25 protein-coding genes, 1 pseudogene and 1 riboswitch are annotated in these 26,953 nt (G+C 60.0%); of the genes and pseudogenes, 12 read left to right on the forward strand and 14 right to left on the reverse strand.

Going from position 1 to position 26,953, the window contains the following annotated elements:
• Window positions 1-115: 115 nt before the first annotated feature.
• The 3 genes from HXW87_RS00830 to HXW87_RS00840 form a co-directional block, all read right to left on the reverse strand.
• A complete protein-coding gene (locus HXW87_RS00830; RefSeq protein WP_003229005.1) occupies window positions 116-412 on the reverse strand; it encodes a winged helix-turn-helix domain-containing protein in 297 nt (98 codons plus the stop codon).
• Between the two features lie 71 nt (window positions 413-483).
• A complete protein-coding gene (locus HXW87_RS00835) occupies window positions 484-975 on the reverse strand; it encodes a M48 family metallopeptidase (protein ID WP_003229006.1) in 492 nt (163 codons plus the stop codon).
• 43 nt (window positions 976-1,018) lie between these two features.
• Window positions 1,019-3,142 (reverse strand): EAL domain-containing protein, encoded by a 2,124-nt coding sequence (locus HXW87_RS00840; protein ID WP_095668130.1) that lies wholly within the window; start codon window positions 3,140-3,142, stop codon window positions 1,019-1,021.
• A gap of 334 nt (window positions 3,143-3,476) precedes the next feature.
• On the opposite strand from HXW87_RS00840, the gene HXW87_RS00845 reads away from it, so the two are divergent.
• The 4 genes and pseudogenes from HXW87_RS00845 (at window position 3,477) to HXW87_RS00860 (ending at window position 6,540) form a co-directional block, all read left to right on the forward strand.
• The gene (locus HXW87_RS00845; protein ID WP_047297095.1) at window positions 3,477-4,145 is read left to right on the forward strand and encodes a polysaccharide lyase family 7 protein; all 669 of its coding nucleotides are present in this window, start codon (window positions 3,477-3,479) and stop codon (window positions 4,143-4,145) included.
• Between the two features lie 487 nt (window positions 4,146-4,632).
• Window positions 4,633-4,986, forward strand: coding sequence for a DUF6124 family protein (locus tag HXW87_RS00850; protein ID WP_182402875.1), 354 nt, complete (start codon window positions 4,633-4,635; stop codon window positions 4,984-4,986).
• Between the two features lie 108 nt (window positions 4,987-5,094).
• On the forward strand, window positions 5,095-5,346 hold the full coding sequence (locus HXW87_RS00855; protein WP_108588991.1) for a helix-turn-helix domain-containing protein: 252 nt from the start codon (window positions 5,095-5,097) through the stop codon (window positions 5,344-5,346).
• Window positions 5,343-6,540: pseudogene (locus HXW87_RS00860) on the forward strand (type II toxin-antitoxin system HipA family toxin). Before HXW87_RS00855 ends, HXW87_RS00860 begins: the two are co-directional and overlap by 4 nt.
• An 81-nt stretch (window positions 6,541-6,621) precedes the next feature.
• Here the strand turns inward: HXW87_RS00860 and fba are convergent.
• From fba to tkt, 6 genes are all read right to left on the reverse strand, one after another.
• Window positions 6,622-7,686: a class II fructose-bisphosphate aldolase gene (fba, locus tag HXW87_RS00865; protein ID WP_003229012.1), complete on the reverse strand. Its 1,065-nt coding sequence runs from the start codon at window positions 7,684-7,686 to the stop codon at window positions 6,622-6,624.
• A 252-nt stretch (window positions 7,687-7,938) separates the two neighbouring features.
• On the reverse strand, window positions 7,939-8,271 hold the full coding sequence (locus HXW87_RS00870; protein WP_047297097.1) for an MliC family protein: 333 nt from the start codon (window positions 8,269-8,271) through the stop codon (window positions 7,939-7,941).
• Between the two features lie 57 nt (window positions 8,272-8,328).
• Window positions 8,329-8,550 carry a hypothetical protein gene (locus HXW87_RS00875; protein WP_007961876.1) on the reverse strand — a complete coding sequence of 74 codons (222 nt, stop codon included), beginning with the start codon at window positions 8,548-8,550 and terminating at the stop codon, window positions 8,329-8,331.
• A gap of 34 nt (window positions 8,551-8,584) precedes the next feature.
• Window positions 8,585-9,748, reverse strand: coding sequence for a phosphoglycerate kinase (locus tag HXW87_RS00880; protein WP_131670574.1), 1,164 nt, complete (start codon window positions 9,746-9,748; stop codon window positions 8,585-8,587).
• A gap of 26 nt (window positions 9,749-9,774) precedes the next feature.
• Window positions 9,775-10,833: an erythrose-4-phosphate dehydrogenase gene (epd, locus tag HXW87_RS00885; protein ID WP_047297099.1), complete on the reverse strand. Its 1,059-nt coding sequence runs from the start codon at window positions 10,831-10,833 to the stop codon at window positions 9,775-9,777.
• 156 nt (window positions 10,834-10,989) lie between these two features.
• Window positions 10,990-12,987 (reverse strand): transketolase, encoded by a 1,998-nt coding sequence (gene tkt, locus HXW87_RS00890; RefSeq protein WP_239778320.1) that lies wholly within the window; start codon window positions 12,985-12,987, stop codon window positions 10,990-10,992.
• A gap of 258 nt (window positions 12,988-13,245) precedes the next feature.
• Between tkt and HXW87_RS00895 the strand changes: the two genes are divergently transcribed.
• The 4 genes from HXW87_RS00895 to HXW87_RS00910 all read left to right on the forward strand — a co-directional run bounded on the left by HXW87_RS00895 (window position 13,246) and on the right by HXW87_RS00910 (window position 17,859).
• Window positions 13,246-14,241: a metalloregulator ArsR/SmtB family transcription factor gene (locus HXW87_RS00895; RefSeq protein ID WP_182403991.1), complete on the forward strand. Its 996-nt coding sequence runs from the start codon at window positions 13,246-13,248 to the stop codon at window positions 14,239-14,241.
• Window positions 14,242-14,259: 18 nt separating this feature from the next.
• Entirely contained in the window at window positions 14,260-15,450 is a 1,191-nt protein-coding gene (gene metK / locus HXW87_RS00900; protein WP_027610621.1) for a methionine adenosyltransferase, read from the forward strand.
• A 243-nt stretch (window positions 15,451-15,693) separates the two neighbouring features.
• Window positions 15,694-17,370 (forward strand): NAD-dependent DNA ligase LigB, encoded by a 1,677-nt coding sequence (gene ligB, locus HXW87_RS00905; protein WP_239778321.1) that lies wholly within the window; start codon window positions 15,694-15,696, stop codon window positions 17,368-17,370.
• Window positions 17,371-17,463: 93 nt separating this feature from the next.
• Entirely contained in the window at window positions 17,464-17,859 is a 396-nt protein-coding gene (locus HXW87_RS00910; RefSeq protein ID WP_041063442.1) for a DUF1090 domain-containing protein, read from the forward strand.
• 180 nt (window positions 17,860-18,039) lie between these two features.
• Here HXW87_RS00910 and HXW87_RS00915 read toward each other — a convergent pair whose 3' ends face one another.
• Complete coding sequence (locus tag HXW87_RS00915; RefSeq protein WP_239778322.1) at window positions 18,040-18,489, reverse strand: cytochrome c; 450 nt, start codon at window positions 18,487-18,489, stop codon at window positions 18,040-18,042.
• A 128-nt stretch (window positions 18,490-18,617) separates the two neighbouring features.
• On the opposite strand from HXW87_RS00915, the gene HXW87_RS00920 reads away from it, so the two are divergent.
• Complete coding sequence (locus HXW87_RS00920) at window positions 18,618-19,790, forward strand: murein transglycosylase A (RefSeq protein ID WP_239778323.1); 1,173 nt, start codon at window positions 18,618-18,620, stop codon at window positions 19,788-19,790.
• Between the two features lie 96 nt (window positions 19,791-19,886).
• On the opposite strand, the gene HXW87_RS00925 is transcribed toward HXW87_RS00920, so the two are convergent.
• Window positions 19,887-20,270, reverse strand: a complete 384-nt coding sequence (locus tag HXW87_RS00925; protein ID WP_027610617.1) for an MAPEG family protein — start codon at window positions 20,268-20,270, stop codon at window positions 19,887-19,889.
• A 39-nt stretch (window positions 20,271-20,309) separates the two neighbouring features.
• Window positions 20,310-21,143: an EamA family transporter gene (locus HXW87_RS00930; RefSeq protein ID WP_095668121.1), complete on the reverse strand. Its 834-nt coding sequence runs from the start codon at window positions 21,141-21,143 to the stop codon at window positions 20,310-20,312.
• Window positions 21,144-21,294: 151 nt separating this feature from the next.
• On the opposite strand from HXW87_RS00930, the gene HXW87_RS00935 reads away from it, so the two are divergent.
• Window positions 21,295-22,560: a sodium:proton antiporter gene (locus tag HXW87_RS00935; protein ID WP_086793619.1), complete on the forward strand. Its 1,266-nt coding sequence runs from the start codon at window positions 21,295-21,297 to the stop codon at window positions 22,558-22,560.
• On the opposite strand, the gene HXW87_RS00940 is transcribed toward HXW87_RS00935, so the two are convergent.
• Both HXW87_RS00940 and HXW87_RS00945 read right to left on the reverse strand, forming a co-directional pair.
• Window positions 22,561-23,466 (reverse strand): formate/nitrite transporter family protein, encoded by a 906-nt coding sequence (locus HXW87_RS00940; RefSeq protein WP_121187613.1) that lies wholly within the window; start codon window positions 23,464-23,466, stop codon window positions 22,561-22,563.
• 190 nt (window positions 23,467-23,656) lie between these two features.
• Window positions 23,657-24,064: a hotdog domain-containing protein gene (locus HXW87_RS00945; RefSeq protein WP_047297108.1), complete on the reverse strand. Its 408-nt coding sequence runs from the start codon at window positions 24,062-24,064 to the stop codon at window positions 23,657-23,659.
• A 196-nt stretch (window positions 24,065-24,260) separates the two neighbouring features.
• Window positions 24,261-24,359: riboswitch (S-adenosyl-L-homocysteine riboswitch) on the forward strand.
• 23 nt (window positions 24,360-24,382) lie between these two features.
• On the opposite strand from HXW87_RS00945, the gene ahcY reads away from it, so the two are divergent.
• On the forward strand, window positions 24,383-25,792 hold the full coding sequence (gene ahcY / locus HXW87_RS00950) for an adenosylhomocysteinase (RefSeq protein ID WP_047297109.1): 1,410 nt from the start codon (window positions 24,383-24,385) through the stop codon (window positions 25,790-25,792).
• A 174-nt stretch (window positions 25,793-25,966) separates the two neighbouring features.
• Window positions 25,967-26,812: a methylenetetrahydrofolate reductase [NAD(P)H] gene (gene metF / locus HXW87_RS00955; protein WP_047297145.1), complete on the forward strand. Its 846-nt coding sequence runs from the start codon at window positions 25,967-25,969 to the stop codon at window positions 26,810-26,812.
• Window positions 26,813-26,953 lie beyond the last annotated feature (141 nt).

Genomic DNA, 26,953 nt, shown 5'->3' on the forward strand with positions numbered 1-26,953 from the left:
TCGCTGGCAAGCCAGCTCCCACAGGTTCATCCGTTGCTCACAACAACCGTGTTGACTGGAGACCCTTGTGGGAGCTGGCTTGCCAGCGATTGCGTCAGCTCAAACACTGCAAAACTCAGGGATATTCCAGCACAGCCTTGATCTGCCGCAGATTGCGCTCGATCCACCCGCGATCAATTGCCCCCCACTCGCGAATCCGATAGCGCCCGGCATGGTTGCGCGCGCCCTCTTCCTGCTCAAACTCACAGACGATATCCAGATCCGCCAGCGCGGCGATCGTGTCCTGCGCCGTGCGCCGGGGCATGCCGGTCACTTCGGTCAGCGCCGGGACGCTGGGGGCCAGGCCGCTGTCGATCAGGTAGGCCACGTACAGGCGCCGGTAAAAGCTGCTTTTGGTCTTGCTTACGTCCATCTAAACACTCCCAACGTTAAAAGATCGCAGCCTGCGGCAGCTCCTACAGTTGGAATGCGATCTTTTGATCTTCATTGCAGATCCCGCCACGTCAGGTACACCCGCAGATCGAACTCGACCTGGTGATACCCCGGCAGCATGTGTTCACACAACTTATAGAAGGCCTTGTTGTGATCCGATTCCTTGAAGTGCGCCAGTTCATGCACGACTATCATCTTCAGGAACTCGGGCGCCGCCTCCTTGAACAGCGAGGCGATGCGAATCTCTTTCTTGGCTTTGAGCTTGCCGCCCTGCACCCTTGAGACCGTGGTGTGCAGGCCCAGCGCGCGATGCGTCAGGTCGAGGCGGTTGTCGAACAGCACTTTGTCGATGGCCGGCGCGTTGCGCAGGTATTCCTGCTTCAGGTCCAGCGCGTAGCTATACAGCGCCTTGTCGCTCTGCACATCGTGACGTCCCGGATAGCGTTGGCTCAGGTAGTCACCCAGACGCTGTTCGGCGATCAGTTGGCGCACCTGATCCTGCAATTGCGCGGGATAGGCCTGGAGGTATTTCAACGCAGTCATGGACACGGCAGCACGGTTCGAAAAGAGCGCCAGTGTAGCGAATTCAAACCGGCAGCGCGCTCCAGTCAAAGGGTTTGGCAAAGCTGACGGCGTCCTCGGAGGTCAGCGGACGCGCCACCAGGAAACCCTGTACGTATTCGCAGCCATGCGCCTGCAGCCATTGATACTGTTCAACGGTTTCCACGCCTTCGGCGATCACCAGCAAACCGTACTGTTTGCACAGATTGATCACGTTGCTGACCAGCGCCGCGTCGCGCGTCGAGTCCGGCAGCCGCGCAATCAGGTGTCGATCCAGCTTGAGCGTATCCAGTTCCAGATCACGCAGATACGCCAGCGAACACGGCCCTGAACCAAAGTCATCCAGCGCCACCCGCACCCCGAGATTACGCAGCAGGCGCAACTGTTTGCGGGTCTCGTCGGGGTTGTGCATCAGCGCGTCTTCGGTGACTTCCACCTCCAGTTGCTGCGGCTGCAGCGAATGCCGCTCCAGCACCTGACGCAATTCGGTGACCAGGTTCGGCAGGCCGAACTGGGTGTTGCTCAAACTCACGCCGAGCACCAGATCCTCGGCGAACAGGGTTTCCCAGGCTTTGCGCTGGCCGGCGCCACGGTGATAGATCCAGCTACCGAGCCGACTGATCAGCCGTGCTTCCTCCAGCAATGGCAGGAACAACCCCGGCGGCACATCGCCGACGCTCGGGTGCTGCCAGCGCAGCAACGCCTCGAAACCGCGAATCTGCCCGCTGTCGATCGCCACCTGCGGCTGATACACCAGATTGAAATCCCGGTTCTCGATGGCATTGCGCACGCTCTCTTCGAGCATCAGCCGCGAGCGGGCGCGACCGTTCATTTCGTGATCATAAAAACGATATTGCTGACGCCCGGCGCGCTTGGCTTCATACATGGCGATGTCGGAGGCGCGCAGCAAACCGTCCAGGTTCGCGCCGCAGTCCGGGTAAGTGGCGATGCCGATACTCGCGCCGAGAGCGATGTCCAGTCCTTCGATCTGCTGACAGATCGACACCCGTTCGATGAGCTTCTCGGCAATTTTTGCGGCCTGCTCGGGAAACTCCAGATCGAGCAACGCGGTGAACTCGTCACCGCCCATGCGCGCGAGAATATCGAACGGTCGCAGACAAGCTTTCAACTGCTCGGAGACCCAGCGCAGCACCCGGTCGCCGGCATCGTGGCCAAGGGAATCGTTAACCCGCTTGAAGCCATCCAGATCCAGATACAGCAGCACCCAACTGCTGTCGCTGCGTTCACCGCGCAGCAGCAGGTTTTCCACCGTCTGATAAAAGCCCCGGCGATTGAGCAGACCGGTCAGCGGATCGGTGACCGCTTGAAATTCCAGCTGCTGATGCAGGTGACGCACCACCGACATGTCCAGCACCGTCACCACCATCGCCCGCTGCTCGGCGGGCAGCGGCGCACAGGACAACGCCACCGGCACCTGCTGCCCCGGCGCCGTACGCAATAATGCATCGTGCAGACGCAAGGTCTCACCGCGTTTATAGCCGGCCAGCAACTCGGAACCGGCCCACAGCGGGATATGCGGTTTCTGCAGAAAATCGAGAAACTCCTTGCCCTCCAACTCTTTCACCGGCGCATTCAGCAAGCGCGAAATCGCCGGATTGGCGAAGCGGATCAGGCCGTCCTCGCCGAGCACCAGAATGCCTTCCGCCGCGTTATCCAGCACCGAGGCATTGAAGGCCCGCGCGACCTCCAGATCATGACTCAGACGCTGCAAGGCGCGGCGGTTGCGCTGGTGTTCGAGCAACGCCTGGACTTTCGGCTTGAGGATCTGCGGATCGAACGGTTTGAACAGGTAATCCACCGCGCCACTGGCGTAACCCTTGATCACGGCGTCCTGTGATTGCTCGTTGGCGGTGAGAAAAATAATCGGTGTGAGACGCGTGCGCTGGCTGCCGCGCATCAGCCGCGCGACTTCGAAGCCGTCCATGCCCGGCATCTGCACGTCCAGCAGCACCAGATCGACGTCGTGTTCGAGCAGCAGATTGAGCGCCTCGAAACCGGAGGCGGCGGTCATGACGTGCCAATCCTGACGCTGCAGCAACGCGCGCATGCTGATCAGGTTTTCAGGGTAGTCATCAACGATCAAAAGGACAGAGCTGCCTTCACCTGGCTGGGGTTGCGCGCATTCCATGCTGCTTCTCTTGTCGGGACATCTCTTGTCGGACTATCGGCCGGTTTTTTGTGAAAACCGTACAGTTACTGAGCCATCACTCTAGTCCCGGATCTGTGAAAGCAGAAGCTGCCACGCCGCCATCATTTAGCCAAAGCTGTAATTTACCGACTAACGGTCACCCCTGCAGCCCCCGAAAACCGGCACAGATGGCATTTCGACAGGATGTTGACGCCAATCATCTGCCAAACGGGCGTTAACAAAAAACACCTCTACGCTTATAACTGCCGCCCGAAAAAGCGCGGGCTAGAGCTTCTGGCACTCGCGTACAGGAAAATTGAGTGGAAGAACCGACATGATCGATCTCGCAACATGGAACCTCAGCGTTCCCGTCGGCAGTCCGCCGTACACCGTCGAAACCTCCAAACTGGTGAATGGCTTCAAGGATCAGTACTTCCATTCCGACACCGGCACCTTGTTCTTCTGGTCGCCGGTGACCGGGTCAAAAACCGAAAACGCCATTTACCCGCGCACCGAACTGCGCGAAACCTACAGCAACGGCACCCTGCGCAACTGGTACTACCCAGACGCCGACAACCTGCTGCGCGCGACCCTTTCGGTCAACAAGGTGCCCAGCTCCGGCAAGATCGTCATCGGCCAGATCCACGCTTATGAAAGCCAGCGCCCGATGGTCAAGCTCGAATACCAGTACAAGGAAAAAACCCAGAACGGCAACCTGGTGATCAAAGTGCGAATGCACCCCGACGACCAGGAAAGCCGCGTCATCACCCTCGCCACCGGCATCAAGCTGGATCGCGAATTCAACTACCTGATCCACTTGAGCCCCGGCGGGGCGCTTGGCGTAAGCGCGGCGGGTTACCAGTGGGACTCACAGATCAGCGCGACCTGGCGCAACAAGCCGTTGTACTTCAAGGCCGGGGTGTATGTGCAGGACAACACCGGCTATACCAGCGAAGGCGGCCAGGTCACCTTCAGCAAACTCGACATCGACCACGACAAATAAGGCTTCATTGGCACAAATCCCTGTGGCGAGGGAGCTTGCTCCCGCTGGGGCGCGCAGCGGCCCTAAAAAAGCGAGGCCTGCTGCGCAGTCCAGCGGGAGCAAGCTCCCTCGCCACAGTGTTATTTATTGCCAGTCGGACATCCTTTAAACGGTGTTGTTTAAATCGCTCGGCGGTTACTTCCCGATGCCTACAACAACTTGCGTGGATACCTACAGCTACGCCAGAATCCGCCGGCTTGTGCGCCTGGAGGGCCATCGGTAACTTGATTCGCGTCACTGATTTCCCGTGATCGGGTTTAGTAGCCCGAGGTTACGCGATGCGCATTGGCACCATTCAGTCGGACATTCATCCGCGCTTGATGGTAGCTGTACGCAGGGCGCCTTCGGGTGCGCCGGTCGCGTCTCCCCGGTCTACTAACCTGCGTTCAGCTGCCACCCCTTCGTTTAGTAGCGATCCGGTGCCGGCTCCATTTACCGGAGACGAAACATGACCAAATCAACACCACACCCGCCAGACAAAGATCCAGCCTCCCCCTACGAATCCCTCGACTCCAGAAAACTCCACGACGCCGCCGAACGCGCCCTCGACCATTATCTCAATCCCGCCGCCCTCATCATGGCGAGCAGCAACAAACCCGAGCCCATGTACCTCGCCAACCCGAAGTACGACAGCGAATCCCTGCTCGCCAACGCCAGCGAAACCCTGGGCTCGGCAAGCGACATGCTCAACAACTTCGCCGCCATCCTCGACCCCTCCCACCGCAAGACCGCACTGGGCATCGCGCAAATCGTCATGCTCGGTGAACTGGCGGTGAATCAGGCCTGGATCATGTGGGGTTGAAGAAATAATCGCCCACAAAAAACCCGCCTTACGGCGGGTTTCTTGAGGCAAATAGATTAAATGTTGCGCATACGCTACATTGGCTTCAAATTGTTACGGTATCACAACATGGATCACACTCTATTGATCGGCCGTCTCGGTATCCAATTACGAGAGAAACGCATAAATCGTGGCCTGACACAGGCGCAGCTTGCCGATCTGGCGGGACTGACAAGATACAAAGTCATCGCGGTGGAGAAAGGTACCCTTTCTGTCGGCATGATCGCTTATGCGCGCGTTTTGGCTGCACTGGACTGCGAACTCTCGGTGGTTCCAGCAACGATGCCAACCCTTGAAGAGCTTGGAGATTTATTCGAATGAAAATGGCCTCTCTTCAAGTCAGCACCCCACAAGGTAATAGCGGCAGACTTTTCAGCAATGCCGAAGATTTCACTTTTCGATCACGAAGATGCATCGCCAAAAATGGCCATTAGCCTCTCGATGCCTGTACGGTATGACGAATTTCGTCGGCGCGAACTGCATCCTGTTTTTCAAATGAACCTGCCAGAAGGCTATGTGCTGGAACAGTTACGCAATCGCTTGGCCAAGACAGTCAACGTCGACCCAATGTTGCTACTGGCGCTTTCCGGCAGCACATCGCCCATTGGCAGGGTTCACGTACGCTCTGAAACCGTGGATGCCTTGTTGCAGGAGCAAGAATTTCCGGGAGAGAAACTCGAAGAGATTCTCACGTGGGACGGCACGGAAGATATCTTCGCCGACATGCTTGATCGCTACATCCTGCGGGCAGGCATTTCAGGTGTTCAACCCAAGTTGCTGGTGCCGGAACGACAAGAGGTAGAGTTGCCGCGAGTGACATCCAAAACCTCGGACCTGATCATCAAAAGTGGCAGAGACGAATTCCCGGGCCTGGCGATCAACGAATTCCTGTGCATGTCCATGGCAAAAGACGCGGGCATTCCCGTTCCGCCGTTTTACCTTTCCGACAACGCCAAGCTATTTGTCATGCGCCGCTTTGATCGCGACGATCAGCTCAACCCGATCGGTTTTGAAGACATGGCCGTGTTGATGGGGCTGTCGGCCACTCAGAAGTACAGCAAAAGTTATGCAGCCATCGCGAAGGCAGTTCGAGTATTTTGTCCGGCGATACATTTGCGCACGTCCCTCGATCAACTCTTCGATAGCGTTGCCCTGAGTTGCATCGTCGGAAATGGCGACGCTCATTTGAAGAATTTCGGCTTGCTCTATTCCGAACCGACGCAACGGGATGCACGCTTGGCTCCGGCTTATGACATCGTCAATACCACGGCCTATATCCCGGAAGATGTTTTGGCGCTGGATCTGGCGGGTAACAAGTCAATGTTCGCTTCACGACAAGGATTGCTGGAGTTTGCTCATACCTGTGAAATCGAGAAGCCCAGCGAGCGCATTCAGAAGTTGCTCATCTCTGTTGAGAAGGTGCTCAAGCGCCATTCTCAGTATCGGGAACAGGCGCCTCACGTGTTCACTGCCATCAAGCAATCAGCAGCGCCATTTGCTCTGACTTTTGGATAGTTACACTGCACGCAGATATTGCAGCCCACAAAAAACCCGCCTTACGGCGGGTTTCTTGTATCAGCGGTTCAAAGCTAAGGCTTAGTTAACCTTCGCGTTCAACTCACCCTTCAAATACCGCTGGAACATCGCTTCCAGCGAGATCGGCTTGATCTTCGAAGCGTTACCGGCGGTGCCGAACGCTTCATAACGCGCGATACATACATCACGCATTGCCGTCACGGTCGCGCCGAAGAATTTACGCGGGTCGAATTCGCTCGGGTTGGTGGCCATCAGACGACGCATGGCGCCAGTGGATGCCAAGCGCAGGTCGGTGTCGATGTTGACCTTGCGCACGCCGTACTTGATGCCTTCGACGATTTCTTCAACCGGTACGCCGTAGGTTTCTTTGATGTCGCCGCCGTACTGGTTGATGATCGCCAGCCACTCCTGCGGAACCGACGAGGAACCGTGCATCACCAGGTGGGTGTTCGGGATGCGCTTGTGGATTTCCTTGATGCGGTCGATCGCCAGTACGTCACCGGTAGGTGGCTTGGTGAACTTGTAGGCGCCGTGGCTGGTGCCGATGGCGATGGCCAAGGCATCGACCTGAGTCTTCTTGACGAAGTCAGCGGCTTCTTCCGGGTCGGTCAGCATCTGGCTGTGATCCAGAACGCCTTCAGCGCCGATGCCGTCTTCTTCACCGGCCATGCCGGTTTCCAGCGAACCCAGGCAGCCCAGCTCGCCTTCAACCGAAACGCCGCAGGCGTGAGCCATGGCGACGGTTTGTTGGGTCACGCGGACGTTGTATTCGTAGTCGGTCGGCGTCTTGCCGTCTTCGCCGAGGGAGCCGTCCATCATCACCGAGCTGAAGCCCAGTTGAATCGAGCGCTGGCAGACGTCAGGGCTGGTGCCGTGGTCCTGGTGCATGCACACCGGGATGTGCGGGAACTCTTCGATCGCGGCCAGGATCAGGTGACGCAGGAATGGCGCGCCGGCGTATTTGCGAGCGCCGGCCGAAGCCTGGACGATCACCGGGGAGTCAGTCTTGTCAGCGGCTTCCATGATGGCGCGCATCTGCTCAAGGTTGTTGACGTTGAAGGCTGGAACGCCGTAGCCGAACTCGGCTGCGTGGTCCAGCATCTGGCGCATGCTGATAAGTGCCATTGTGTGTGTCTCTCCCGGTTGAGGGTCGTTAATCGTGCCAGCCTGCCGGAGCGGCGGCGGCTATTCAAGTGATTGCAGATCGGGGGTTGAGGCCCGGTCTGGTGATTCGATAAAGCAAAATCCTGAGAACTGCACAGATCCCCTGTGGGAGCGAGCCTGCTCGCGAAAGCAATCTCGCAGTCGTTGATGCAGTGCCTGTCAGACCGCTTTCGCGAGCAGGCTCGCTCCCACATGAGAATCGCAGTGCTTCAATTACTCGGCCTTGCAGCCGCGGCCAATCAGGTCATTGGTGGCGACCCAGTACACCAGGCCTTCGTCACCCTTGACGTGAAACGCCAGCATGCCGTCGCTGTACAGCACGCCCGAGGCGCCCGGCTCTTCTTTCAGGCGATAGACCTGATCACCGCCACCGAGCCGGACATCGACTTCCTTCTGGCCGGCATCGGCGTAACGCCACAGCACTTTGGCCTGGCTGTCGCAGGTCCAGGTGGTCCAGCTATCCGCCGGCGCGGACGACTGAAACAGGTTCATCTGCGCGCAACCGCCCAACAATGCCAACGCCGCAATGGCGATCAAGCCTTTCATCCGTGTTCCTCGACTGACAGCGCACGCCGCCAGCCCTGCGTTAAAGAGTCAGACCGGTCAAGGACAACCATGTTCCTTGGCCGGGGTTTGCGTCTCGTATTTGTCCAGGCCGTCCGGCCCCGAGCGCTTGTTCAGCACCGGATTGGTTTCGGCCTGCCAGTCGGCCTGGTAGCAGCCTTTCTGCGCGGCATCCGGCGCGGGCGTGGCCTCGGCCTTCGGGTTACTCCCGCAGGCCGCCAGCGTACCGGTCAGCAACAACAGCGCTAACGACTTGACCATCTGAACACTCCTTTGCCTGGCCAACCGGGCGGCCTCAGGCCTTGGCCCGGCTTTCCAGGACTTCAACGGCTGGCAGCACCTTGCCTTCGACGAATTCGAGGAACGCGCCACCACCGGTGGAAATGTAGGAGATTTGCTCGGCCACGCCATATTTATCGATGGCCGCCAGGGTGTCGCCACCGCCGGCAATGGAGAATGCGGCGCTGTCAGCGATGGCCTGGGCCAGCACTTTGGTGCCGTTGCCGAACTGATCGAATTCGAACACGCCGACCGGACCGTTCCACAGAATGGTTTTCGACGATTTCAGCAGTTCGGCGAAGTTGGCCGCGGTTTGCGGGCCGATGTCCAGAATCATGTCGTCAGCGGCAACGTCAGCGATCAGCTTGACGGTGGCTTCGGCGCTTTCGGCGAATTCCTTGGCAACCACCACGTCCACCGGCAGCGGCACGCTGACCTTGGCGGCGATGGCGCGCGCGGTGTCCAGCAGGTCCGGCTCGTACAGCGACTTGCCGACCGGGTGACCGGCGGCCGCCAGGAAGGTGTTGGCGATGCCGCCGCCAACGATCAGTTGATCGCAGATCTGGCTCAGGCTGTTGAGGACGTCGAGTTTGGTCGACACCTTGGAACCGGCAACGATCGCAGCCATTGGCTTGGCCGGCGCGCCCAGCGCCTTGCCCAGTGCCTCCAGCTCAGCGGCCAGCAGCGGGCCAGCCGCGGCGACCTTGGCGAACTTGGCCACGCCGTGCGTCGAACCTTCAGCGCGGTGCGCTGTGCCGAAGGCGTCCATCACGAACACGTCGCACAGGGCGGCGTATTGCTGGGCGAGGTCGTCGGCGTTCTTTTTCTCGCCCTTGTTGAAGCGCACGTTTTCGAACAGCACGATGTCGCCGGCCTTGACGTCAACGCCATCCAGGTAATCGGCCACCAGTGGCACTTCGCGGCCCAGAGCCTTGCTCAGGTAGTCAGCGACTGGCTTGAGGCTGTTCTCGGCGGAGAACTCGCCTTCGGTCGGACGGCCCAGGTGCGAACACACCATCACCGCCGCACCTTTTTCCAAGGCCAGCTTGATGGTCGGCAGCGAAGCCAGGATACGCGCATCGCTGGTGACAACACCGTCCTTGACTGGGACGTTGAGGTCTTCGCGGATCAATACGCGCTTACCTTGCAGATCGAGGTCGGACATCTTCAACACGGTCATGGGTCGCACTTCCTGAGTAACTGTTCTTAGAGAGCAGGTTTTTTTGAAATCGCTGTTTGCAGATAGTGGTCTGCAACGTCCAGCATTCGGTTGGCAAAACCCCATTCGTTGTCGAACCAGGCCAGGATGTTCACCAGTTTGGGGCCGGAAACACGGGTCTGACTGGCATCGACGATGGCCGAATGTGGGTCATGGTTGAAATCACAGCTGGCGTGCGGCAACTCGGTGTAGGCCAGCAGTCCCTTGAGCGGGCCGCTGGTGGCGGCTTCGCGCAGGATCCGGTTGACCTCGCCCGCATCGGTCGCGGTGGCGGTCTGCATCGTGATGTCGAGGCAGGACACGTTGACCGTCGGCACGCGTACGGCTTTGGCCTGAATTCGCCCGGCAAGTTCCGGCAGCAGGCGCTCGATGCCACGCGCCAGACCAGTGGACACCGGGATCACCGACTGGAACGCCGAACGGGTGCGGCGCAGGTCTTCATGGTGATAGGCGTCGATCACCGGCTGATCGTTCATCGCCGAGTGAATGGTGGTGATCGACACGTAATCCAGGCCAATCGCCTTGTCCAGCAGACGCAACAGCGGCACGCCGCAGTTGGTGGTGCAGGAGGCGTTGGACACCAGCAGTTCGGCGCCGGTCAGGCAATCCTGATTGACACCGTAGACGATGGTGGCGTCGACATCCGCCTCGCTGGCCATCGGTTGCGAGAACAGCACGCGGGGCGCGCCGGCGTCGAGGAAACGCTGGCCATCTTCGCGGGTGTGGTAAGCGCCGGAGCATTCGAGCACCAGGTCGACGCCCAGCGCCGCCCAGTCGATGCCTTCGGGGGTGGCACTGCGCAGGACCTTCACGCAGTCGCCATTAATATGCAGACAATCGCCTTCTACACGCACTTCGCCGGGAAACCGGCCGTGAGTGGAATCAAAGCGTGTCAGGTATTCGATGCTGGCCATGTCCGCCAGATCGTTGATCGCGACAATCTCAAACCCGGCCTTCTCGCCACGCTCAAACAACGCACGCAAGACGCAACGACCAATCCGGCCGTAGCCGTTGAGTGCAACTTTGTAGGGACGCGGTTGAGGCATGGGGTTCTCGATAGTATTCGCTAACAACACAACCCCATGTAGGAGCTGCCGAAGGCTGCGATCTTTTGATCCTGTTGTTCAAGATCAAGATCAAAAGATCGCAGCCTTCGGCAGCTCCTACAGGGAACGCGGCGACTTGGGTCGCCGCGCTATGTTTTAGTCTTCCAGCAGCTCTTCAGCCTGACCCAGGATGTTGTCCAGGGTGAAGCCGAATTCTTCGAACAATGCCGAAGCCGGCGCCGATTCGCCGTAGGTGGTCATGCCGATCACGCGACCTTCCAGACCCACGTACTTGAACCAGAAGTCGGCATGAGCCGCTTCGATCGCGATACGTGCGCTGACCTGCAGCGGCAGAACCGATTGCTTGTAGCCGGCGTCCTGCGCATCGAACACGCTGGTGCAAGGCATGGAAACCACACGCACCTTGCGGCCTTGCCCGGTCAGCTTGTCGTAGGCCTGAACGGCCAGACCGACTTCCGAACCGGTGGCGATCAGGATCAGCTCAGGCTCGCCTGCGCAGTCCTTCAACACATAGCCACCACGGCTGATGTCAGCGATCTGGGCGGCGTCGCGTTCCTGATGCTGCAGGTTCTGACGCGAGAAGATCAGCGCCGACGGGCCGTCCTTGCGCTCCAGCGCGTTTTTCCAGGCCACCGCCGATTCAACGGCATCGGCTGGACGCCAGGTGTCGAGGTTCGGCGTGGAACGCAGGCTGGTCAGTTGCTCGATCGGCTGGTGCGTCGGGCCGTCTTCGCCCAGACCGATGGAGTCGTGGGTGTAGACGTGGATCACGCGCTTCTTCATCAGTGCCGACATGCGCACCGCGTTGCGCGCGTATTCCATGAACATCAGGAAGGTCGCGCCGTAAGGCACCAGGCCGCCGTGCAGGGACACGCCGTTCATGATCGCGGTCATGCCGAATTCGCGCACGCCGTAGTACATGTAGTTGCCGCTGGCATCTTCAGCGCTGACGCCCTTGCAACCTTTCCACAGGGTCAGGTTGGAACCGGCCAGGTCAGCCGAACCGCCGAGCAGTTCCGGCAGCAGCGGGCCGAACGCGTTCAAGGTGTTCTGGCTGGCTTTACGGCTGGCGATGGTTTCGCCTTTGGCCGCGACTTCAGCGATGTAAGCCGAGGCTTTTTCCGCGAAGTCCGCCGGCAGTTCGCCGCTCAGACGACGGATCAGCTCGTTGGCTTCGGTCGGGAACGCCGCAGAGTAGGCAGCGAAACGCTGATCCCATTCGGCTTCGGCGGCGCGACCTTTTTCCTTGGCATCCCACTCGGCATAGATGTCGGCCGGGATTTCGAACGGGCCGTAGTTCCAGTTCAGCGCCTGACGGGTCAGAGCGATTTCCGCGTCACCCAGCGGGGCGCCGTGGCAATCTTCCTTGCCCTGCTTGTTCGGCGAACCGAAACCGATGGTGGTCTTGCAGCAGATCAGGGTCGGCAGCGGGCTCTTGCGCGCGGTTTCGATGGCGGTCTTGATCTCTTCCGGATCGTGACCGTCGACGTTGCGGATCACCTGCCAGTTGTAGGACTCGAAACGCTTTGGCGTGTCATCGGTGAACCAGCCTTCGACTTCGCCATCGATGGAAATGCCGTTGTCATCGTAGAAGGCGATCAGCTTGCCCAGGCCCAGGGTACCGGCCAGAGAAGCGACTTCGTGGGAAATGCCTTCCATCATGCAGCCATCACCGAGGAACACGTAGGTGTGGTGATCAACGATGTTGTGGCTAGGACGGTTGAACTGCGCGCCGAGAACTTTCTCCGCCAGCGCGAAACCGACGGCGTTGGCCAGACCCTGACCCAGCGGGCCGGTGGTGGTTTCGACGCCCGGGGTGTAGCCGAATTCCGGGTGGCCCGGGGTGCGGCTGTGCAGTTGACGGAACTGCTTGAGGTCGTCGATCGACAGGTCGTAACCGGTCAGGTGCAGCAGCGAATAGATCAACATCGAGCCGTGGCCGTTGGACAGCACGAAGCGGTCACGGTCGGCGAACGACGGGTTGCTCGGGTTGTGCTTGAGGTAGTCGCGCCAAAGTACTTCGGCGATATCTGCCATACCCATAGGGGCACCGGGATGGCCGCTGTTGGCTTTTTGCACGGCATCCATGCTGAGGGCACGAATGGCGTTGGCACGCTCACGACGGCTAGGCATCGCTGATCTCCTGGGTGTGAATAGGTTGAAACGGAAAAAAGGAGGGCATTTTCCCTCACCGGAGCGCCTCGGGGCAATGACAGATAGTCATCCGAGGGCGTTTTTCCCGTGCTGGACGGCGGTTTCGTCTGGTGAAACCTTTCCGCTGTTCGTTTGTAGAGTTAACCAGCCAGTGAGAAGTGCCATCTATCGAGCAATATCAAAACTTTTTGATATTGCCCTTGCGGCGATTTCCCACCGTCACTAGACTGCTGCCCCATGAACTTACGCGTGCCTTCCATTCGCCATGACGATTGCGACGAGCTGGCGGCTCTGTGCAAGGCCGGTGGCGACCCGCTGCGCCTGAATGTATTGCGCGCGCTGGCCAACGATTCGTTCGGCGTACTGGAGCTGGCGCAGATTTTCGGCATTGGTCAGTCAGGCATGAGCCACCACCTCAAGGTGCTGGCCCAGGCCGATCTGGTGGCGACGCGCCGCGAGGGCAACGCGATTTTCTATCGCCGCGCCCTGCCCCACACCGAATTGCTGGGCGGCAAGTTGCATGCAGCACTGTTAGAAGAAGTCGACAATCTGGCGCTGCCGGAGGACGTGCAGGCTCGCATCGCTCAGGTCCACGGACAACGTGAAGCCGCCAGCCAGGACTTTTTCGCACGGGTTGCGGAAAAATTCCGCGCCCAGCAAGACTTGATCGCAGGTCTGCCGCAGTACCGCGACAGCGTGCTGGCCCTGCTCGACAAACTGAACTTCAATGGTGCTGCCACGGCCATTGAAGTCGGCCCCGGCGATGGTGCTTTTCTGCCGGAACTGGCCCGCCGCTTCGGCACCGTAACCGCGCTGGACAACAGCCCGGCGATGCTCGAACTGGCGCGTCAGGTATGTGAACGTGAACGGCTGGCTAACGTCAGCCTGCAATTGGCCGATGCATTGAATGGCTCCAGCCTTCAGGCCGATTGCGTGGTACTGAACATGGTGTTGCACCATTTCGCCGCGCCGGCCGAAGCGCTCAAGCACATGGCCGGCCTGCTGCAACCGGGCGGTAGCCTGCTCGTGACAGAGTTATGTAGCCACAACCAGAGTTGGGCCAGGGAGGCCTGCGGTGATCTGTGGTTGGGGTTTGAACAGGACGATCTGGCCCGTTGGGCCACCGCTGCGGGACTCGTTCCCGGGGACAGCCTCTATGTAGGCTTACGTAATGGTTTCCAGATCCAGGTTCGCCACTTTCAGCGACCGGCTGGCGACACTCACCATCGGTAAATTCAGGAAAACATCGAGATGAGCGAATACTCCCTCTTCACCTCCGAGTCCGTGTCTGAAGGACATCCGGACAAAATCGCCGACCAGATTTCCGATGCGGTGCTGGACGCCATTATTGCCCAGGACAAACACGCACGCGTTGCCGTGGAAACTCTGGTCAAGACCGGCGTTGCCATCGTGGCCGGTGAAGTGACCACCAGCGCCTGGGTCGACCTGGAGCAGATCGTTCGTGATGTGATCTGCGACATCGGCTACACCAGCTCCGAAGTCGGCTTCGACGGCGCGACCTGCGGCGTGATGAACATCATCGGCAAGCAGTCCCCTGACATCAACCAGGGTGTTGACCGCGCCAAGCCTGAAGATCAGGGCGCCGGCGACCAGGGCCTGATGTTCGGCTACGCCAGCAACGAAACCGACGTGCTGATGCCAGCGCCGATCACCTTCTCGCACCAGCTGGTGCAGCGCCAGGCCGAAGCCCGCAAATCGGGCCTGCTGCCGTGGCTGCGTCCAGACGCCAAGTCGCAAGTGACGTGCCGTTACGAAGGCGGCAAGGTGGTCGGTATCGACGCCGTTGTACTGTCGACCCAGCACAACCCTGAAGTGTCGTACAAAGACCTGCGCGAAGGCGTGATGGAGCTGATCGTCAAGCACGTGCTGCCTGCCGAACTGCTGAGCAAAGACACCCAGTTCCACATCAACCCGACCGGCCAGTTCATCATTGGCGGCCCGGTAGGTGACTGCGGTCTGACCGGTCGCAAGATCATCGTCGACAGCTACGGCGGCATGGCCCGTCACGGCGGCGGCGCGTTCTCCGGCAAAGATCCATCGAAGGTTGACCGTTCGGCGGCCTACGCTGGCCGTTATGTTGCCAAGAACATCGTCGCTGCCGGCCTGGCCGAGCGTTGCGAGATTCAGGTGTCCTACGCCATCGGTGTCGCTCAGCCGACTTCGATCTCGCTGAACACCTTCGGTACCGGCAAGATCAGCGATGACAAGATCATCAAACTGGTGCGTGAAGTGTTCGACCTGCGTCCATACGCAATCACCACCATGCTCGATCTGCTGCACCCGATGTACCAGGAAACTGCAGCCTACGGCCACTTCGGTCGTGCTCCGCAGACCAAGACGGTTGGCGAAGACACCTTCTCCACCTTCACCTGGGAAAAAACCGACCGCGCCGACGCTCTGCGTTCCGCCGCAGGTCTGTAAGCCCTTCCCGGCCGCAAAAAAAGCCCCGCACGGTTCGCGCCGTGCGGGGCTTTTTCATGCTTGCCAGGATTAAAAGATCGCAGCCTTCGGCAGCTCCTACACAACGCATCCCCCTGTAGGAGCTGCGGAAGGCTGCGATCTTTTGACTTTAACGCTGCGCAACACCCCGCAAAACACCCAGGCTACCCGACCCGCAATCCTCGCCTAGCCTTCAAACATTCCCCCTGAGCAAGGACGCTCAAAATGCTTGCCACGCTGCGCCTGTTTTCCGCTGTTCTGCTGAGCGTCATCCCTCTGATCGCTTACTCAGCCTGCCCCGACTGGTCTACCAGCAGGGCAAAAACTGAAATCTCGGCCCTGCAACTGCAGATCGATCAATGGGACAACGCCTACCACCACCAAGGTCGCTCGCTGATTGCCGACGAGCTCTACGATCAATCGCGCCTGCGGCTCAACCAATGGCGCCAGTGCTTCCAGCAGCCCGCAGCGCCCGAACCGTTGCGCAGCGTGTCTGGCTCCGTCGCGCATCCGGTCGCCCACACCGGTCTGGACAAGCTTCACGAAGCTGCTGCCGTTCAAGCGTGGTTGAAGAATCGGCAGGATGTCTGGGTACAACCCAAGGTCGACGGTGTGGCCGTCACGCTGATTTACCGTCGCGGCCTGTTGCAGCAAGCGATCAGTCGCGGCGACGGGATCAGCGGTCAGGACTGGACAGCGTCGGCGCAAAAGATCGCTGCCATTCCGCAACAACTGTCTCAACCGCTGGACTTGCTGGTGCAAGGCGAACTCTACTGGCGCCTGAATCAACATGTGCAAGCCAGCGCCGGCGGCGTCAACGCCCGCGCCACGGTTGCCGGGCTGATGAGCCGTAAAACCTTGAGCACAGATCAGGCGTCCGGGATCGGTCTGTTCGTCTGGGACTGGCCGCAGGGGCCGGCGAATCTGCCGGAAAGAATATCGACGCTAGCGACATTGGGCTTTGCCACGACAGCGCCATTCAGTCAGGCCATCACCAACCTTGCCGACGCGCAAAAATGGCGGGAGTACTGGTATCGATCGCCCCTGCCGTTCGCTACTGACGGCATTGTCCTGCGCCAGAGCCAGCGCCCACCGGCCGAGCGCTGGCAGGCAAGCGCGCCCTACTGGGCCGTCGCCTGGAAATACCCGTTTACCCGAGCGCTGGCCGAGGTGCGCAAAGTGAATTTCAAGGTCGGCCGCAGTGGACGCATCACGCCGGTATTGGAGTTGTCGCCGGTGATGCTCGATGACCGCGAGATCAAACGCGTCGGCGCCGGTTCACTCAAGCGCTGGCAGGCGCTGGATATCCGCCCCGGCGATCAAGTGGCAATCAGCCTGGCCGGGTTGACCATCCCGCGACTCGACAGTGTGGTGCTGCGCACTACCGAACGAGCCGCCCTCGACATTCCCGACACGCGCGACTTCCACGCCTTGAGTTGCTGGCAACCGACACCCGGTTGTGAAAGCCAGTTTCTCGCGCGCCTGACCTGGCTCAGTGGCAAACAAGGCCTGGCGCTGCAGAATGTCGGGCGCGGCACCTGGGAGAAACTTCTGGAAACAGGCCGCCTGAACAACCTGCTGGATTGGTTGACCCTCGACGAGCCAGAGCTTGCTAACATTGCCGGCTTCGGCGAGCGCAGCAGCGCACGTCTGATCAACAGTTTTCACAGCGCCCGCCAACGACCGTTCACGCAGTGGCTCAAAGCATTGGGTTTACCGCCCACCGGTCAGGCACAACTGGCCGACTCGTGGCAGGCGCTGGCACAACGCAACACCGAACAATGGCAAGCAGAAGCCGGAATCGGCCCGGGCCGCGCGGCGCAATTGAGCGCATTCTTCCGCGACCCGCAGGTGCTGGCCTTGAGTGACACATTACGCGCCGCCGGAATCGACGGCTTCTGATCACGCAATCCCGGCAGCCGGGAACCGAAGGAACGTCAGACGCTCAAACAGCGCAGTGCCACCGACCCGATTGCCTTCGCACATGGAGCTTTTATGAAATTTCTTGCACCGCTCGCCTTGCTGACCCTCTGTGGCGTTTTGGCCGCACCTGCGATGGCCGACGAAGATGCACCGGGCCTGACCGGTTGCGCCGCGAAGAAGCAGGGCATCATCAATCAGATCGAACAAGCCAAATCCCGAGGCAACACCGACCAGCAGGCCGGTCTGCAAACCGCTCTGGACGAAGTGACGAAAAACTGCACCGATGCGGGCCTGAAGAAAGAACGCGAGAACAAGGTGCTGGAAGCCAAGCACGAAGTCAGCAAACGTCAGGCTGATCTCGACAAGGCGATGAAGAAAGGTGATCCGGAGAAGATCGACAAGCGCAAAAACAAACTCGCCGAGTCGCGCAAAGAACTGCAGGATGCGCTGGACCAGATTGACAAGTAACCGAAGGTTTGGTGAGGGAGATTTATGTGGTGAGGGGATTTATCCCCGATGGGCTGCGCAGCAGCCCCAAAACCATTCAACCGAGTCTTTCAGAAAGAACAGCAGGTTCACGACGGCTTCGCCGCCGATCGGGGCGGTGCGACGTTTCGCTAAATCCCCTCGCCACAATTGCTCAGCAGTTCAATGGTCCCGAAACTCTTTATGGCAAGCGCTGCAGGCATCTTCGACTTTCTGCACCGCCGGCCCCAGGTTGCTGGCCTTGTACGGCTGAACCTTGCTGGCGATCACCAGTTCACCGGTGGCCGCCTCAAGGTTGCGGGCCAGTTCCTGAAAGCGGGCCTGACGCAGCCAGACATCGTCCCTGGCGCTGGTGTTATCTTCTTCGCGCACCTGCGGGAAATGCTTCCACGGTTCATGGGACAACGCATCAAGTTTCACCGCACCCTCGGCGAATTTCGGCCCGTCGAACGGAATGCGTCCGCGCAACATGCCGCCCAGGTCTTCACCGGTCTTGAGCATCTGCTTGAAGATCGCCTTGCGTTGACCCAGCGGCGAATTCGGATCGACGCCGCCACAGGCGGACAAGGTCAGACAGGCCAGCAATACAACAGCAATTCTTTTAAGAGTCATGGTGGCTTCAGGTCACGGAATTCGGCGGCCAGTATCCTCGCGTCGCTGATAAACACCAATAGCCCTATTAAAAATACGGGTTGCCCGGGCGCATGGAGCACTTCGGCAACCGGCACAGGAATCACTCCATGAACAGCCGTTTCAAGGCCTGGCGTCACCCGCTGATCGCAACCCTGCCGCTGCTGGCAATCCTTGCTGGCTGTACGGGCGGCGACAATGCCAAACCGAAAACCCACGCCTTGGCGACTTATTCCAGCGCCACCTGGGAAGCCCTGCCGGCGGTGTCCGACAGCGACCTGGTCGCCGGTTTCGGCTCGTGGCGCAGCGCCTGCACCCGACTCAAGGCTGATCCGATCTGGGGTGGCACCTGCGCGGCAGCCGCCAGCGTGCCGCAAAGCGCCAACGAGATTCGCGCGTTCCTCAAGCAGAACCTCGACGTGTTCGGGTTGCGCGCCGAACACGACAACCCCAACGGCCTGATCACCGGTTACTACGAGCCGGTCTACCCCGGCAGCCTGACCCCCACCGAAACAGCCAACGTGCCGGTCTATGGTGTGCCCGAAGACATGATCATCGTCTCGCTGGACAGCATTTACCCCGAACTCAAGGGCAAGCGCCTGCGCGGTCGCCTCGAAGGTCGGGTGCTCAAGCCGTATGACGACGCCGCAACCATCGAATCCAAAGGCGTCAAAGCCCCGGTGGTGGCGTACCTGACCGATCCGATGAACCTGCAATTCCTGCAGATTCAGGGCTCCGGGCGGATTCAGACAACGGACGGCAAACAACTGCGCATCGCCTACGCCGACCAGAATGGCCACCCGTACCGGCCGATCGGCCGCTGGCTGGTGGAACAGGGCGAGTTGAAGAAAGAAGACGTGACCATGAGCGCGATCAGCAATTGGGCCAAGGCCAACCCGTCGCGCATTCCGGAGCTGCTGGGCAGCAACCCGAGCTACGTGTTTTTCACTCGCAACCCGGACAGCAATGAAGGCCCGCGCGGCTCGTTGAACGTACCGCTGACGGCCGGCTATAGCGCGGCGGTGGATCGCAAGGTGATTCCGTTGGGCAGTCTGCTGTGGTTGTCGACCACCCGTCCGGATGGCACCGCTCTGGTTCGCCCGGTCGCGGCGCAGGACACTGGCGGCGCGATTGCCGGCGAGGTGCGCGCGGACTTGTTCTGGGGCACCGGCGACGCAGCCGGGCAACTGGCCGGGGACATGAAACAGCAGGGGCAGATCTGGATGCTCTGGCCTAAAGGTGCGGCGTTGCCGCAAGTGCCCCAGGTCGCCGACAAACCTTGAAAAGCAAAAGATCGCAGCCTGCGGCAGCTCCTACAGGGGACATGTATCAACCTTGTAGGAGCTGCCGCAGGCTGCGATCTTTTGATCTTGCTTTATCTATACCGACACAAAGAAGAACGCAGCAATCAGCCCCATCCCGACAAACCACACCAGCGACCGCAAGATCGCCCAGTCCGCCAGATAGCAAATGATGTACAGCAGACGACTGGTGATAAACAGCACCGCCAGCACATTCACGGTCACTAGCTGCGCCGTGCCCACCAGATGCGCAACAATCACTGCGGCAGCAAATGCCGGCATCACTTCGAAGCTGTTCAGCTGTGCCGCATGCGCCCGTCGGGCGACGCCGCCCACGCTATCGAGGAAGTCCCGAGGATCATGATTGTCACTGAGCCGGAAACCGCCCGAGACCTTGGCCACAATCGTGCACACATACGGCAGGAAAATCGCGATCAATACACACCACAGAGCCACCGTCATAACGCCGTCCTTTTTTCGAGTGTTGGAAATGGCGGGCCGTCAGAACTTCATCACCAGCATGCCGATCAGCACCAGCCCACAGGCTAAGAGCCGCGGCCTGCCGAAAGGTTCTTTCAGATACCGCATGCCGAACAGCACCACCAGTATCACGCTGATCTCACGCAAGGCCGCCGCCTCGGCAATCGAGCCCAACTGCATCGCCCATAGCACCAGAGCGTAGCTGAACAACACGCAGAACCCGACCGCCAGCCCCAGCTTCCATTGCTCGCGCCAGAACACCAGAAATGCCGGGCGTTTGGCGACCCACGCCAGCAACGGAAACGGCCAGGCGCTGAGCAGCGTGACCCAGACCAGGTAATCCAGCGGATGCGACCAGCGCCGCAAGGCCTGGCCATCGATGTAGGTGTAGCAACCGATGCACAAGCCGATCAGCGCCACCACCGGCAGCATCGACCACGGCAAATGTTTACCACCACCGCCCTGCCAGAGCAGGCAGACCATGCCCAGCGGAATCAGCATGATCCCGAGGATCTGCTGCGTGGTGAGCACTTCGCCGGCGAAGATCAGGGTCAGCGCCAGTACCACCAGCGGCGACAAGCCGCGCATCAAGGGATAGACCAACCCGAGGTCGCCGACCCGATAAGCCTGGATCAACAGATAGCGATACAGCAGCTCGAATGCTGCCGACGCCAGAATCCACGGCCAGATTTGCGCCGGTGGCAGGCTGATGAATGGAAAGGCCAGCGCCACGAACAACAGCGCCACCGTGTCCATGCACGCCACCACCAACAGCCGTTCGGCACTGAACTTGATCAGGGTATTCCACGTCGCATGCAACAGCGCCGCCATCAACACCAGAACTGTCGCCGCCACGTCCCACTCCTTGATTTTTTGTTGACCCTACACCAATGCGTACCGCTGACCAACCGAGGGATGCGATTGTGTCCCCATCCCGAAACAGCCCATCCAACTTTCGCGCCGAAGAATCGGGGCGCTGTCTTTCCCCCCATCCAATGGAGCCCGGATGCTAGAACTTGTAGCCGCTTTTATCTGCCTCACCACCCTTCTCACCTTCGTCAATTACCGCTTCATCGGCCTGCCGCCGACCATCGGCGTCATGGTCACCGCGCTGATGTTCTCCCTGTTGCTGCAGGGCCTGAGTGTGCTCGGCTACCCCGGCCTCGAAGAACGCGTGCAGCAACTGATCGGCCAGATCGACTTCGGCGACCTGCTGATGAACTGGATGCTGTCGTTCCTGCTGTTCGCCGGCGCCCTGCACGTCAACCTCAACGATTTGCGCAGCTATCGCTGGCCCATCGGCCTGCTGGCGACGTTCGGCGTGCTGATTGCCACCGCCGTGATCGGCAGCCTCGCCTATTACATTTTTGCCCTGTTCGGTTGGCACGTGAGCTTCCTCTACTGCTTGCTGTTCGGTGCGCTGATTTCGCCGACCGACCCGATCGCGGTACTCGGCGTACTGCGTACCGCCAATGCCTCGAAGCCGCTGAAAACCACCATCGTCGGCGAGTCGTTGTTCAACGACGGCACCGCGGTCGTGGTGTTTACCGTGCTGCTGGGCATCGCTCAGTTGGGTGAGACGCCGACCCTCAGCGCCACGGCCATGCTGTTCGTGCATGAAGCCCTTGGCGGCGTGCTGTTCGGCGGGCTGATCGGTTATGGGGTGTACCGGATGATCAAAAGCGTCCAGCAGCATCAGATCACGGTGATGCTGACCCTGGCGCTGGTGATCGGCGGTTCGGCGATGGCCACCGAGTTGCACGTCTCGGCGCCGATTGCGATGGTGGTGGCCGGCCTGATCATCGGCAACCTGGGGCGTAACCTGGCGATGAACGACATGACCCGCAAGTACCTCGACGGCTTCTGGGAGCTGCTCGATGACATGCTCAACGCCCTGCTGTTCGCGCTGATCGGCATGGAGCTGTTGCTGCTGCCGTTCAACTGGGCGCACGTGGCGGCGGCCAGTTTGCTGGCGCTGGCGATCCTGCTGTCGCGCCTGCTCACCGTGGCCCCGGCCATCGTTCTGCTGCGGCGTTGGCGCACAGTGCCGCGTGGCACCATCCGCATCCTGACCTGGGGCGGTTTGCGCGGTGGTGTTTCGGTGGCACTGGCGCTGGCCCTGCCGCTGGGCCCGGAGCGCGACTTGCTGTTGAGCATCACCTACATCGTGGTGCTGTCGTCGATCCTGTTGCAAGGCCTGACCATCGGCAAGCTGGTCAAGCACGCCACCCGCGACGAGCCGGCCACCACGGCCGAGCCCGCGCATCACTGATCATTTTCTGATCTGCTGCGGGTCAGGCTTTTCGGCCTGATCCGCAGACCCTTTGGCCTTGCCTGTTTCCTTTGGCGCACCGCTTTCGCTGCGGATCTGCGCATGGCTGATCAGGGCGAAGATGCAACTGCCGCCGATGATGTTCCCCGCCAGCGTCGGACCGGCAAACACCATCCAGAAATCACTCCACGGCAACTCGCCGGCAAACACCAGGTACGAGACTTCCGCCGAACCGACCACGATGTGGGTGAAGTCGCCCAACGCCATCAGATAAGTGATGAGGATGATGATCCACATCTTCGCGCTCTCCATGGACGGGATCATCCAGACCATGGTGGCGATCATCCAGCCGGAGACGATGCCTTTGGCGAACATCTGACTGGCGTGGTTTTCCATGACCTTGCGGCCGATTTCAAGGAAGGCGTGATCGGTCCTGGTGTCAAAGATCGGCAGCTCGAGCATCACGTAGGCCACGAGTATCGTCCCGCACAAATTGCCGAACAGGACGACGCCCCACAAGCGGATCAACCGGCCAAAATTGGCCAGGGTCGGCTTGGTCATCACCGGGAGGACGGCGGTCAGGGTGTTTTCGGTGAACAGTTGCTGGCGGGCGAGAATCACCGCGAGGAAACCGGCACAGTAGCCGAAACTGGCGATGACCTTGAATTCGTCGCCCTCGGGCAGGCGCGAATTGAGCAGGCCCATGCCCATCAGCGACAGGCCCATGGTCAATCCGGCCGCGAGCGCCGACCACCACAACGCGGCGATGCTGCGCTCCAGTTCCTGATCGCCCTGCGTGCGGATGATTTCATGCAGAACCGCTGCGCGAGGCGGCTGGTTTTTCTCGACTTCATGTTGTTCATCGGTCGAGAGGTTGGGGGTCTTGCCGTCTGTCGGGGTGGTCATGGCGTGGGAACCGGGTGGGGGCTTTTAGCTACGACCGTTCTTGCCTGGAATACGTTCTGTATGCGCCACGCAAATCCCCGGTTATACGCATGACAGTGTAGGAGCTGCCGCAGGCTGCGATCTTTTGATCTTGCTCTGCAAAAACAAAGTCAGAAGATCGCAGCCTGCGGCAGCTCCTACAGGGCTCGCATTACTCGCTGACGAGCTCATCTTCCTTGAACTGGTCTTTGACGTACTTGATCTCGGTGCGCCCGTGCGGCGCTGGCAGGCCGTCTTCGCCGAGGTTGACGAAGACCATCTTTTCGACGGTGAGGATGCTCTTGCGGGTGATCTTGTTGCGAACCTCGCACGTCAGGGTGATCGAGGTGCGGCCGAACTCGGTGGCGGTGATGCCCAGTTCGATGATGTCGCCCTGGCGCGAAGCGCTGACGAAGTTGATTTCGGAAATGTACTTGGTCACCACGCGCTGATTGCCCAACTGGACGATCGCGTAAATCGCCGCCTCTTCGTCGATCCAGCGCAGCAGGCTGCCGCCGAACAGGGTGCCGTTGGGGTTCAGGTCTTCGGGTTTTACCCATTTGCGGGTGTGGAAATTCATGTTCACTCCTGAGCGTTTGCCGAAAGATGGCGCCATCTTGGCAGACCGGGCGGTCATGCTCCATGAGCCTTCTACTATGGTCGCTATTAACGATCTTCATCTGGCCGACAGAAACCCTTTGGAAGATCAGTCTAGACGGCTATAATCGCCCCCGTTTCAAAACGGTAACCTTCACTTGCTACCGTTTTCCCGCCACCTGTCCGAGGGGCGCTGCAGCAGGATCAACCTGTCAGGCTCGGATGGGGCGTTGACTGGCCACGGCCGGACACTAAACGCACAACGGCGCCCATTCGCATACATTACGAATGGAGGCTCTTCATGAGCGCTGTTATCACGCCTGCCGATTTTAACGATTACAAAGTTGCCGACATGTCCCTGGCTGCCTGGGGCCGTCGCGAAACCATCATCGCCGAGTCGGAAATGCCGGCCCTGATGGGTCTGCGCCGCAAGTACGCTTCCGAGCAGCCGCTCAAGGGCGCGAAAATCCTCGGCTGCATCCACATGACCATTCAGACCGCCGTGCTGATCGAAACCCTGGTTGCCCTGGGTGCCGAAGTACGCTGGTCGTCCTGCAACATCTTCTCGACTCAGGATCAGGCTGCCGCGTCCATCGCCGCTGCCGGCATCCCGGTTTTCGCCTGGAAAGGCGAGACTGAAGAAGAGTACGAGTGGTGCCTGGAGCAGACCATCCTGAAGGATGGCCAGCCATGGGACGCCAACATGATCCTCGACGACGGCGGCGACCTGACCGAGCTGCTGCACAAGAAATACCCACAGGTGCTGGACCGCGTTCACGGCGTGACCGAAGAAACCACCACCGGCGTTCACCGCCTGCTGGACATGCTGGCCAAGGGCGAGCTGAAGATCCCTGCGATCAACGTCAACGACTCGGTGACCAAGTCCAAGAACGACAACAAGTACGGCTGCCGTCACAGCCTGAACGATGCGATCAAGCGCGGTACCGACCACCTGCTGTCCGGCAAGCAGGCGCTGGTCATCGGTTACGGTGACGTGGGCAAGGGTTCGGCCCAGTCCCTGCGTCAGGAAGGCATGATCGTCAAGGTTTCCGAAGTTGACCCGATCTGCGCCATGCAGGCCTGCATGGACGGTTTCGAACTGGTTTCGCCGTTCATCGACGGTATCAACAATGGCACCGAAGCGAGCATCGACAAAGCGTTGCTGGGCAAGATCGACCTGATCGTGACCACCACCGGTAACGTCAACGTTTGCGACGCGAACATGCTCAAAGCCCTGAAGAAGCGTGCTGTTGTCTGCAACATCGGCCACTTCGACAACGAAATCGACACCGCTTTCATGCGCAAGAACTGGGCATGGGAAGAAGTGAAGCCACAGGTCCACAAGATCCACCGTACCGGCCCGGGCGCTTTCGACGCGCAGAACGACGACTACCTGATCCTGCTGGCCGAAGGCCGTCTGGTGAACCTGGGCAACGCCACCGGTCACCCGAGCCGCATCATGGACGGTTCGTTCGCCAACCAGGTACTGGCGCAGATCTTCCTGTTCGGCCAGAAGTACGCCGACCTGTCGCCAGCCCAGAAAGCCGAGCGTCTGACCGTTGAAGTACTGCCGAAGAAACTCGACGAAGAAGTGGCCCTGGAAATGGTGCGCGGCTTCGGCGGCGTGGTCACTCAACTGACCAAGCAACAGGCTGACTACATCGGCGTCACCGTCGAAGGCCCGTTCAAGCCGCACGCTTACCGCTACTGATTGGCTGAGCGTCGACGCGGTGTGCCTTGCGCACCGCGTTGCCTGACTGGCGCTGCTGACCGCTCTGTGCAGGAGCTGCCGCAGGCTGCGATCTTTTGATCTTCAAAGATCGCAGCCTGCGGCAGCTCCTACAGGAGTACAGCGTCCGGCTTACGTGTTTCCAAGGGTATGACCATGTCCCAAGACCGTCGCTACAGCTTCGAGTTCTTCCCGACCAAGACCGATGCTGGGCATGAAAAACTGCTCAACGTTGCCCGTCAGTTGGCAACGTACAACCCCGATTTCTTTTCCTGCACCTACGGCGCTGGCGGTTCGACCCGTGATCGCACCCTCAACACCGTTCTGCAGCTGGAAAGCGAAGTCAAAGTACCGGCCGCACCGCACCTGTCGTGCGTCGGCGACAGCAAGGACGACCTGCGCGGACTGCTGAACGAGTACAAGGCTGCCGGCATCAAGCGCATCGTTGCCCTGCGTGGTGACCTGCCGTCCGGCATGGGCATGACCAGCGGCGAGCTGCGTCACGCCAATGAACTGGTTGAATTCATTCGTGAAGAAACCGCTGATCATTTTCACATCGAAGTTGCCGCTTATCCGGAGATGCATCCGCAAGCGCGCAACTACGAAGACGATCTCGCCAACTTCGTGCGCAAGGCCCGCGCCGGCGCCGACAGCGCGATCACCCAGTACTTCTTCAACGCCGACAGCTACTTCTACTTTGTCGACCGTTTGCAGGCGCTGGGCGTGGACATTCCGGTGGTACCGGGGATCATGCCGATCACCAACTACAGCAAGCTGGCGCGGTTCTCCGATGCCTGCGGTGCGGAAATCCCGCGCTGGATCCGCAAGCAACTGGAAGCCTACGGCGATGACAGCCAGAGCATTCAGCGCTTTGGCGAGCAGGTTGTCAGCGAAATGTGCGAACGCCTGCTGCAAGGTGGCGCACCAGGGCTGCACTTCTATTCCATGAACCAGGCCGAGCCTAGTCTGGCGATCTGGAATAACCTGAAGTTGCCGCGCTAAAAAGCATCAAAGCACAATCAAAAGATCGCAGCCTTCGGCAGCTCCTACAGGGGTGTCGTGGCTGCGATCTTTTGCTTTTGAATCCCCGAATTAGAGCTTGTGCAGGCACTTTCTGGCTCTTTCGCGTTTCTCGTCGTAATC

Origin of the sequence: Pseudomonas sp. Y5-11 (assembly GCF_022368695.1) — a bacterium.
GTDB classification, from domain to species: Bacteria; Pseudomonadota; Gammaproteobacteria; order Pseudomonadales; family Pseudomonadaceae; genus Aquipseudomonas; species Aquipseudomonas parakoreensis.

Coding starts and splice junctions, on each gene's coding strand:
- HXW87_RS00830 (WP_003229005.1), bottom strand. CDS start 412: ATGGACGTAAGCAAGACCAAAAGCAGCTTTTACCGGCGCCTGTACGTG.
- HXW87_RS00835 (WP_003229006.1), bottom strand. CDS start 975: ATGACTGCGTTGAAATACCTCCAGGCCTATCCCGCGCAATTGCAGGAT.
- HXW87_RS00840 (WP_095668130.1), bottom strand. CDS start 3,142: ATGGAATGCGCGCAACCCCAGCCAGGTGAAGGCAGCTCTGTCCTTTTG.
- HXW87_RS00845 (WP_047297095.1), top strand. CDS start 3,477: ATGATCGATCTCGCAACATGGAACCTCAGCGTTCCCGTCGGCAGTCCG.
- HXW87_RS00850 (WP_182402875.1), top strand. CDS start 4,633: ATGACCAAATCAACACCACACCCGCCAGACAAAGATCCAGCCTCCCCC.
- HXW87_RS00855 (WP_108588991.1), top strand. CDS start 5,095: ATGGATCACACTCTATTGATCGGCCGTCTCGGTATCCAATTACGAGAG.
- fba (WP_003229012.1), bottom strand. CDS start 7,686: ATGGCACTTATCAGCATGCGCCAGATGCTGGACCACGCAGCCGAGTTC.
- HXW87_RS00870 (WP_047297097.1), bottom strand. CDS start 8,271: ATGAAAGGCTTGATCGCCATTGCGGCGTTGGCATTGTTGGGCGGTTGC.
- HXW87_RS00875 (WP_007961876.1), bottom strand. CDS start 8,550: ATGGTCAAGTCGTTAGCGCTGTTGTTGCTGACCGGTACGCTGGCGGCC.
- HXW87_RS00880 (WP_131670574.1), bottom strand. CDS start 9,748: ATGACCGTGTTGAAGATGTCCGACCTCGATCTGCAAGGTAAGCGCGTA.
- epd (WP_047297099.1), bottom strand. CDS start 10,833: ATGCCTCAACCGCGTCCCTACAAAGTTGCACTCAACGGCTACGGCCGG.
- tkt (WP_239778320.1), bottom strand. CDS start 12,987: ATGCCTAGCCGTCGTGAGCGTGCCAACGCCATTCGTGCCCTCAGCATG.
- HXW87_RS00895 (WP_182403991.1), top strand. CDS start 13,246: ATGAACTTACGCGTGCCTTCCATTCGCCATGACGATTGCGACGAGCTG.
- metK (WP_027610621.1), top strand. CDS start 14,260: ATGAGCGAATACTCCCTCTTCACCTCCGAGTCCGTGTCTGAAGGACAT.
- ligB (WP_239778321.1), top strand. CDS start 15,694: ATGCTTGCCACGCTGCGCCTGTTTTCCGCTGTTCTGCTGAGCGTCATC.
- HXW87_RS00910 (WP_041063442.1), top strand. CDS start 17,464: ATGAAATTTCTTGCACCGCTCGCCTTGCTGACCCTCTGTGGCGTTTTG.
- HXW87_RS00915 (WP_239778322.1), bottom strand. CDS start 18,489: ATGACTCTTAAAAGAATTGCTGTTGTATTGCTGGCCTGTCTGACCTTG.
- HXW87_RS00920 (WP_239778323.1), top strand. CDS start 18,618: ATGAACAGCCGTTTCAAGGCCTGGCGTCACCCGCTGATCGCAACCCTG.
- HXW87_RS00925 (WP_027610617.1), bottom strand. CDS start 20,270: ATGACGGTGGCTCTGTGGTGTGTATTGATCGCGATTTTCCTGCCGTAT.
- HXW87_RS00935 (WP_086793619.1), top strand. CDS start 21,295: ATGCTAGAACTTGTAGCCGCTTTTATCTGCCTCACCACCCTTCTCACC.
- HXW87_RS00940 (WP_121187613.1), bottom strand. CDS start 23,466: ATGACCACCCCGACAGACGGCAAGACCCCCAACCTCTCGACCGATGAA.
- HXW87_RS00945 (WP_047297108.1), bottom strand. CDS start 24,064: ATGAATTTCCACACCCGCAAATGGGTAAAACCCGAAGACCTGAACCCC.
- ahcY (WP_047297109.1), top strand. CDS start 24,383: ATGAGCGCTGTTATCACGCCTGCCGATTTTAACGATTACAAAGTTGCC.
- metF (WP_047297145.1), top strand. CDS start 25,967: ATGTCCCAAGACCGTCGCTACAGCTTCGAGTTCTTCCCGACCAAGACC.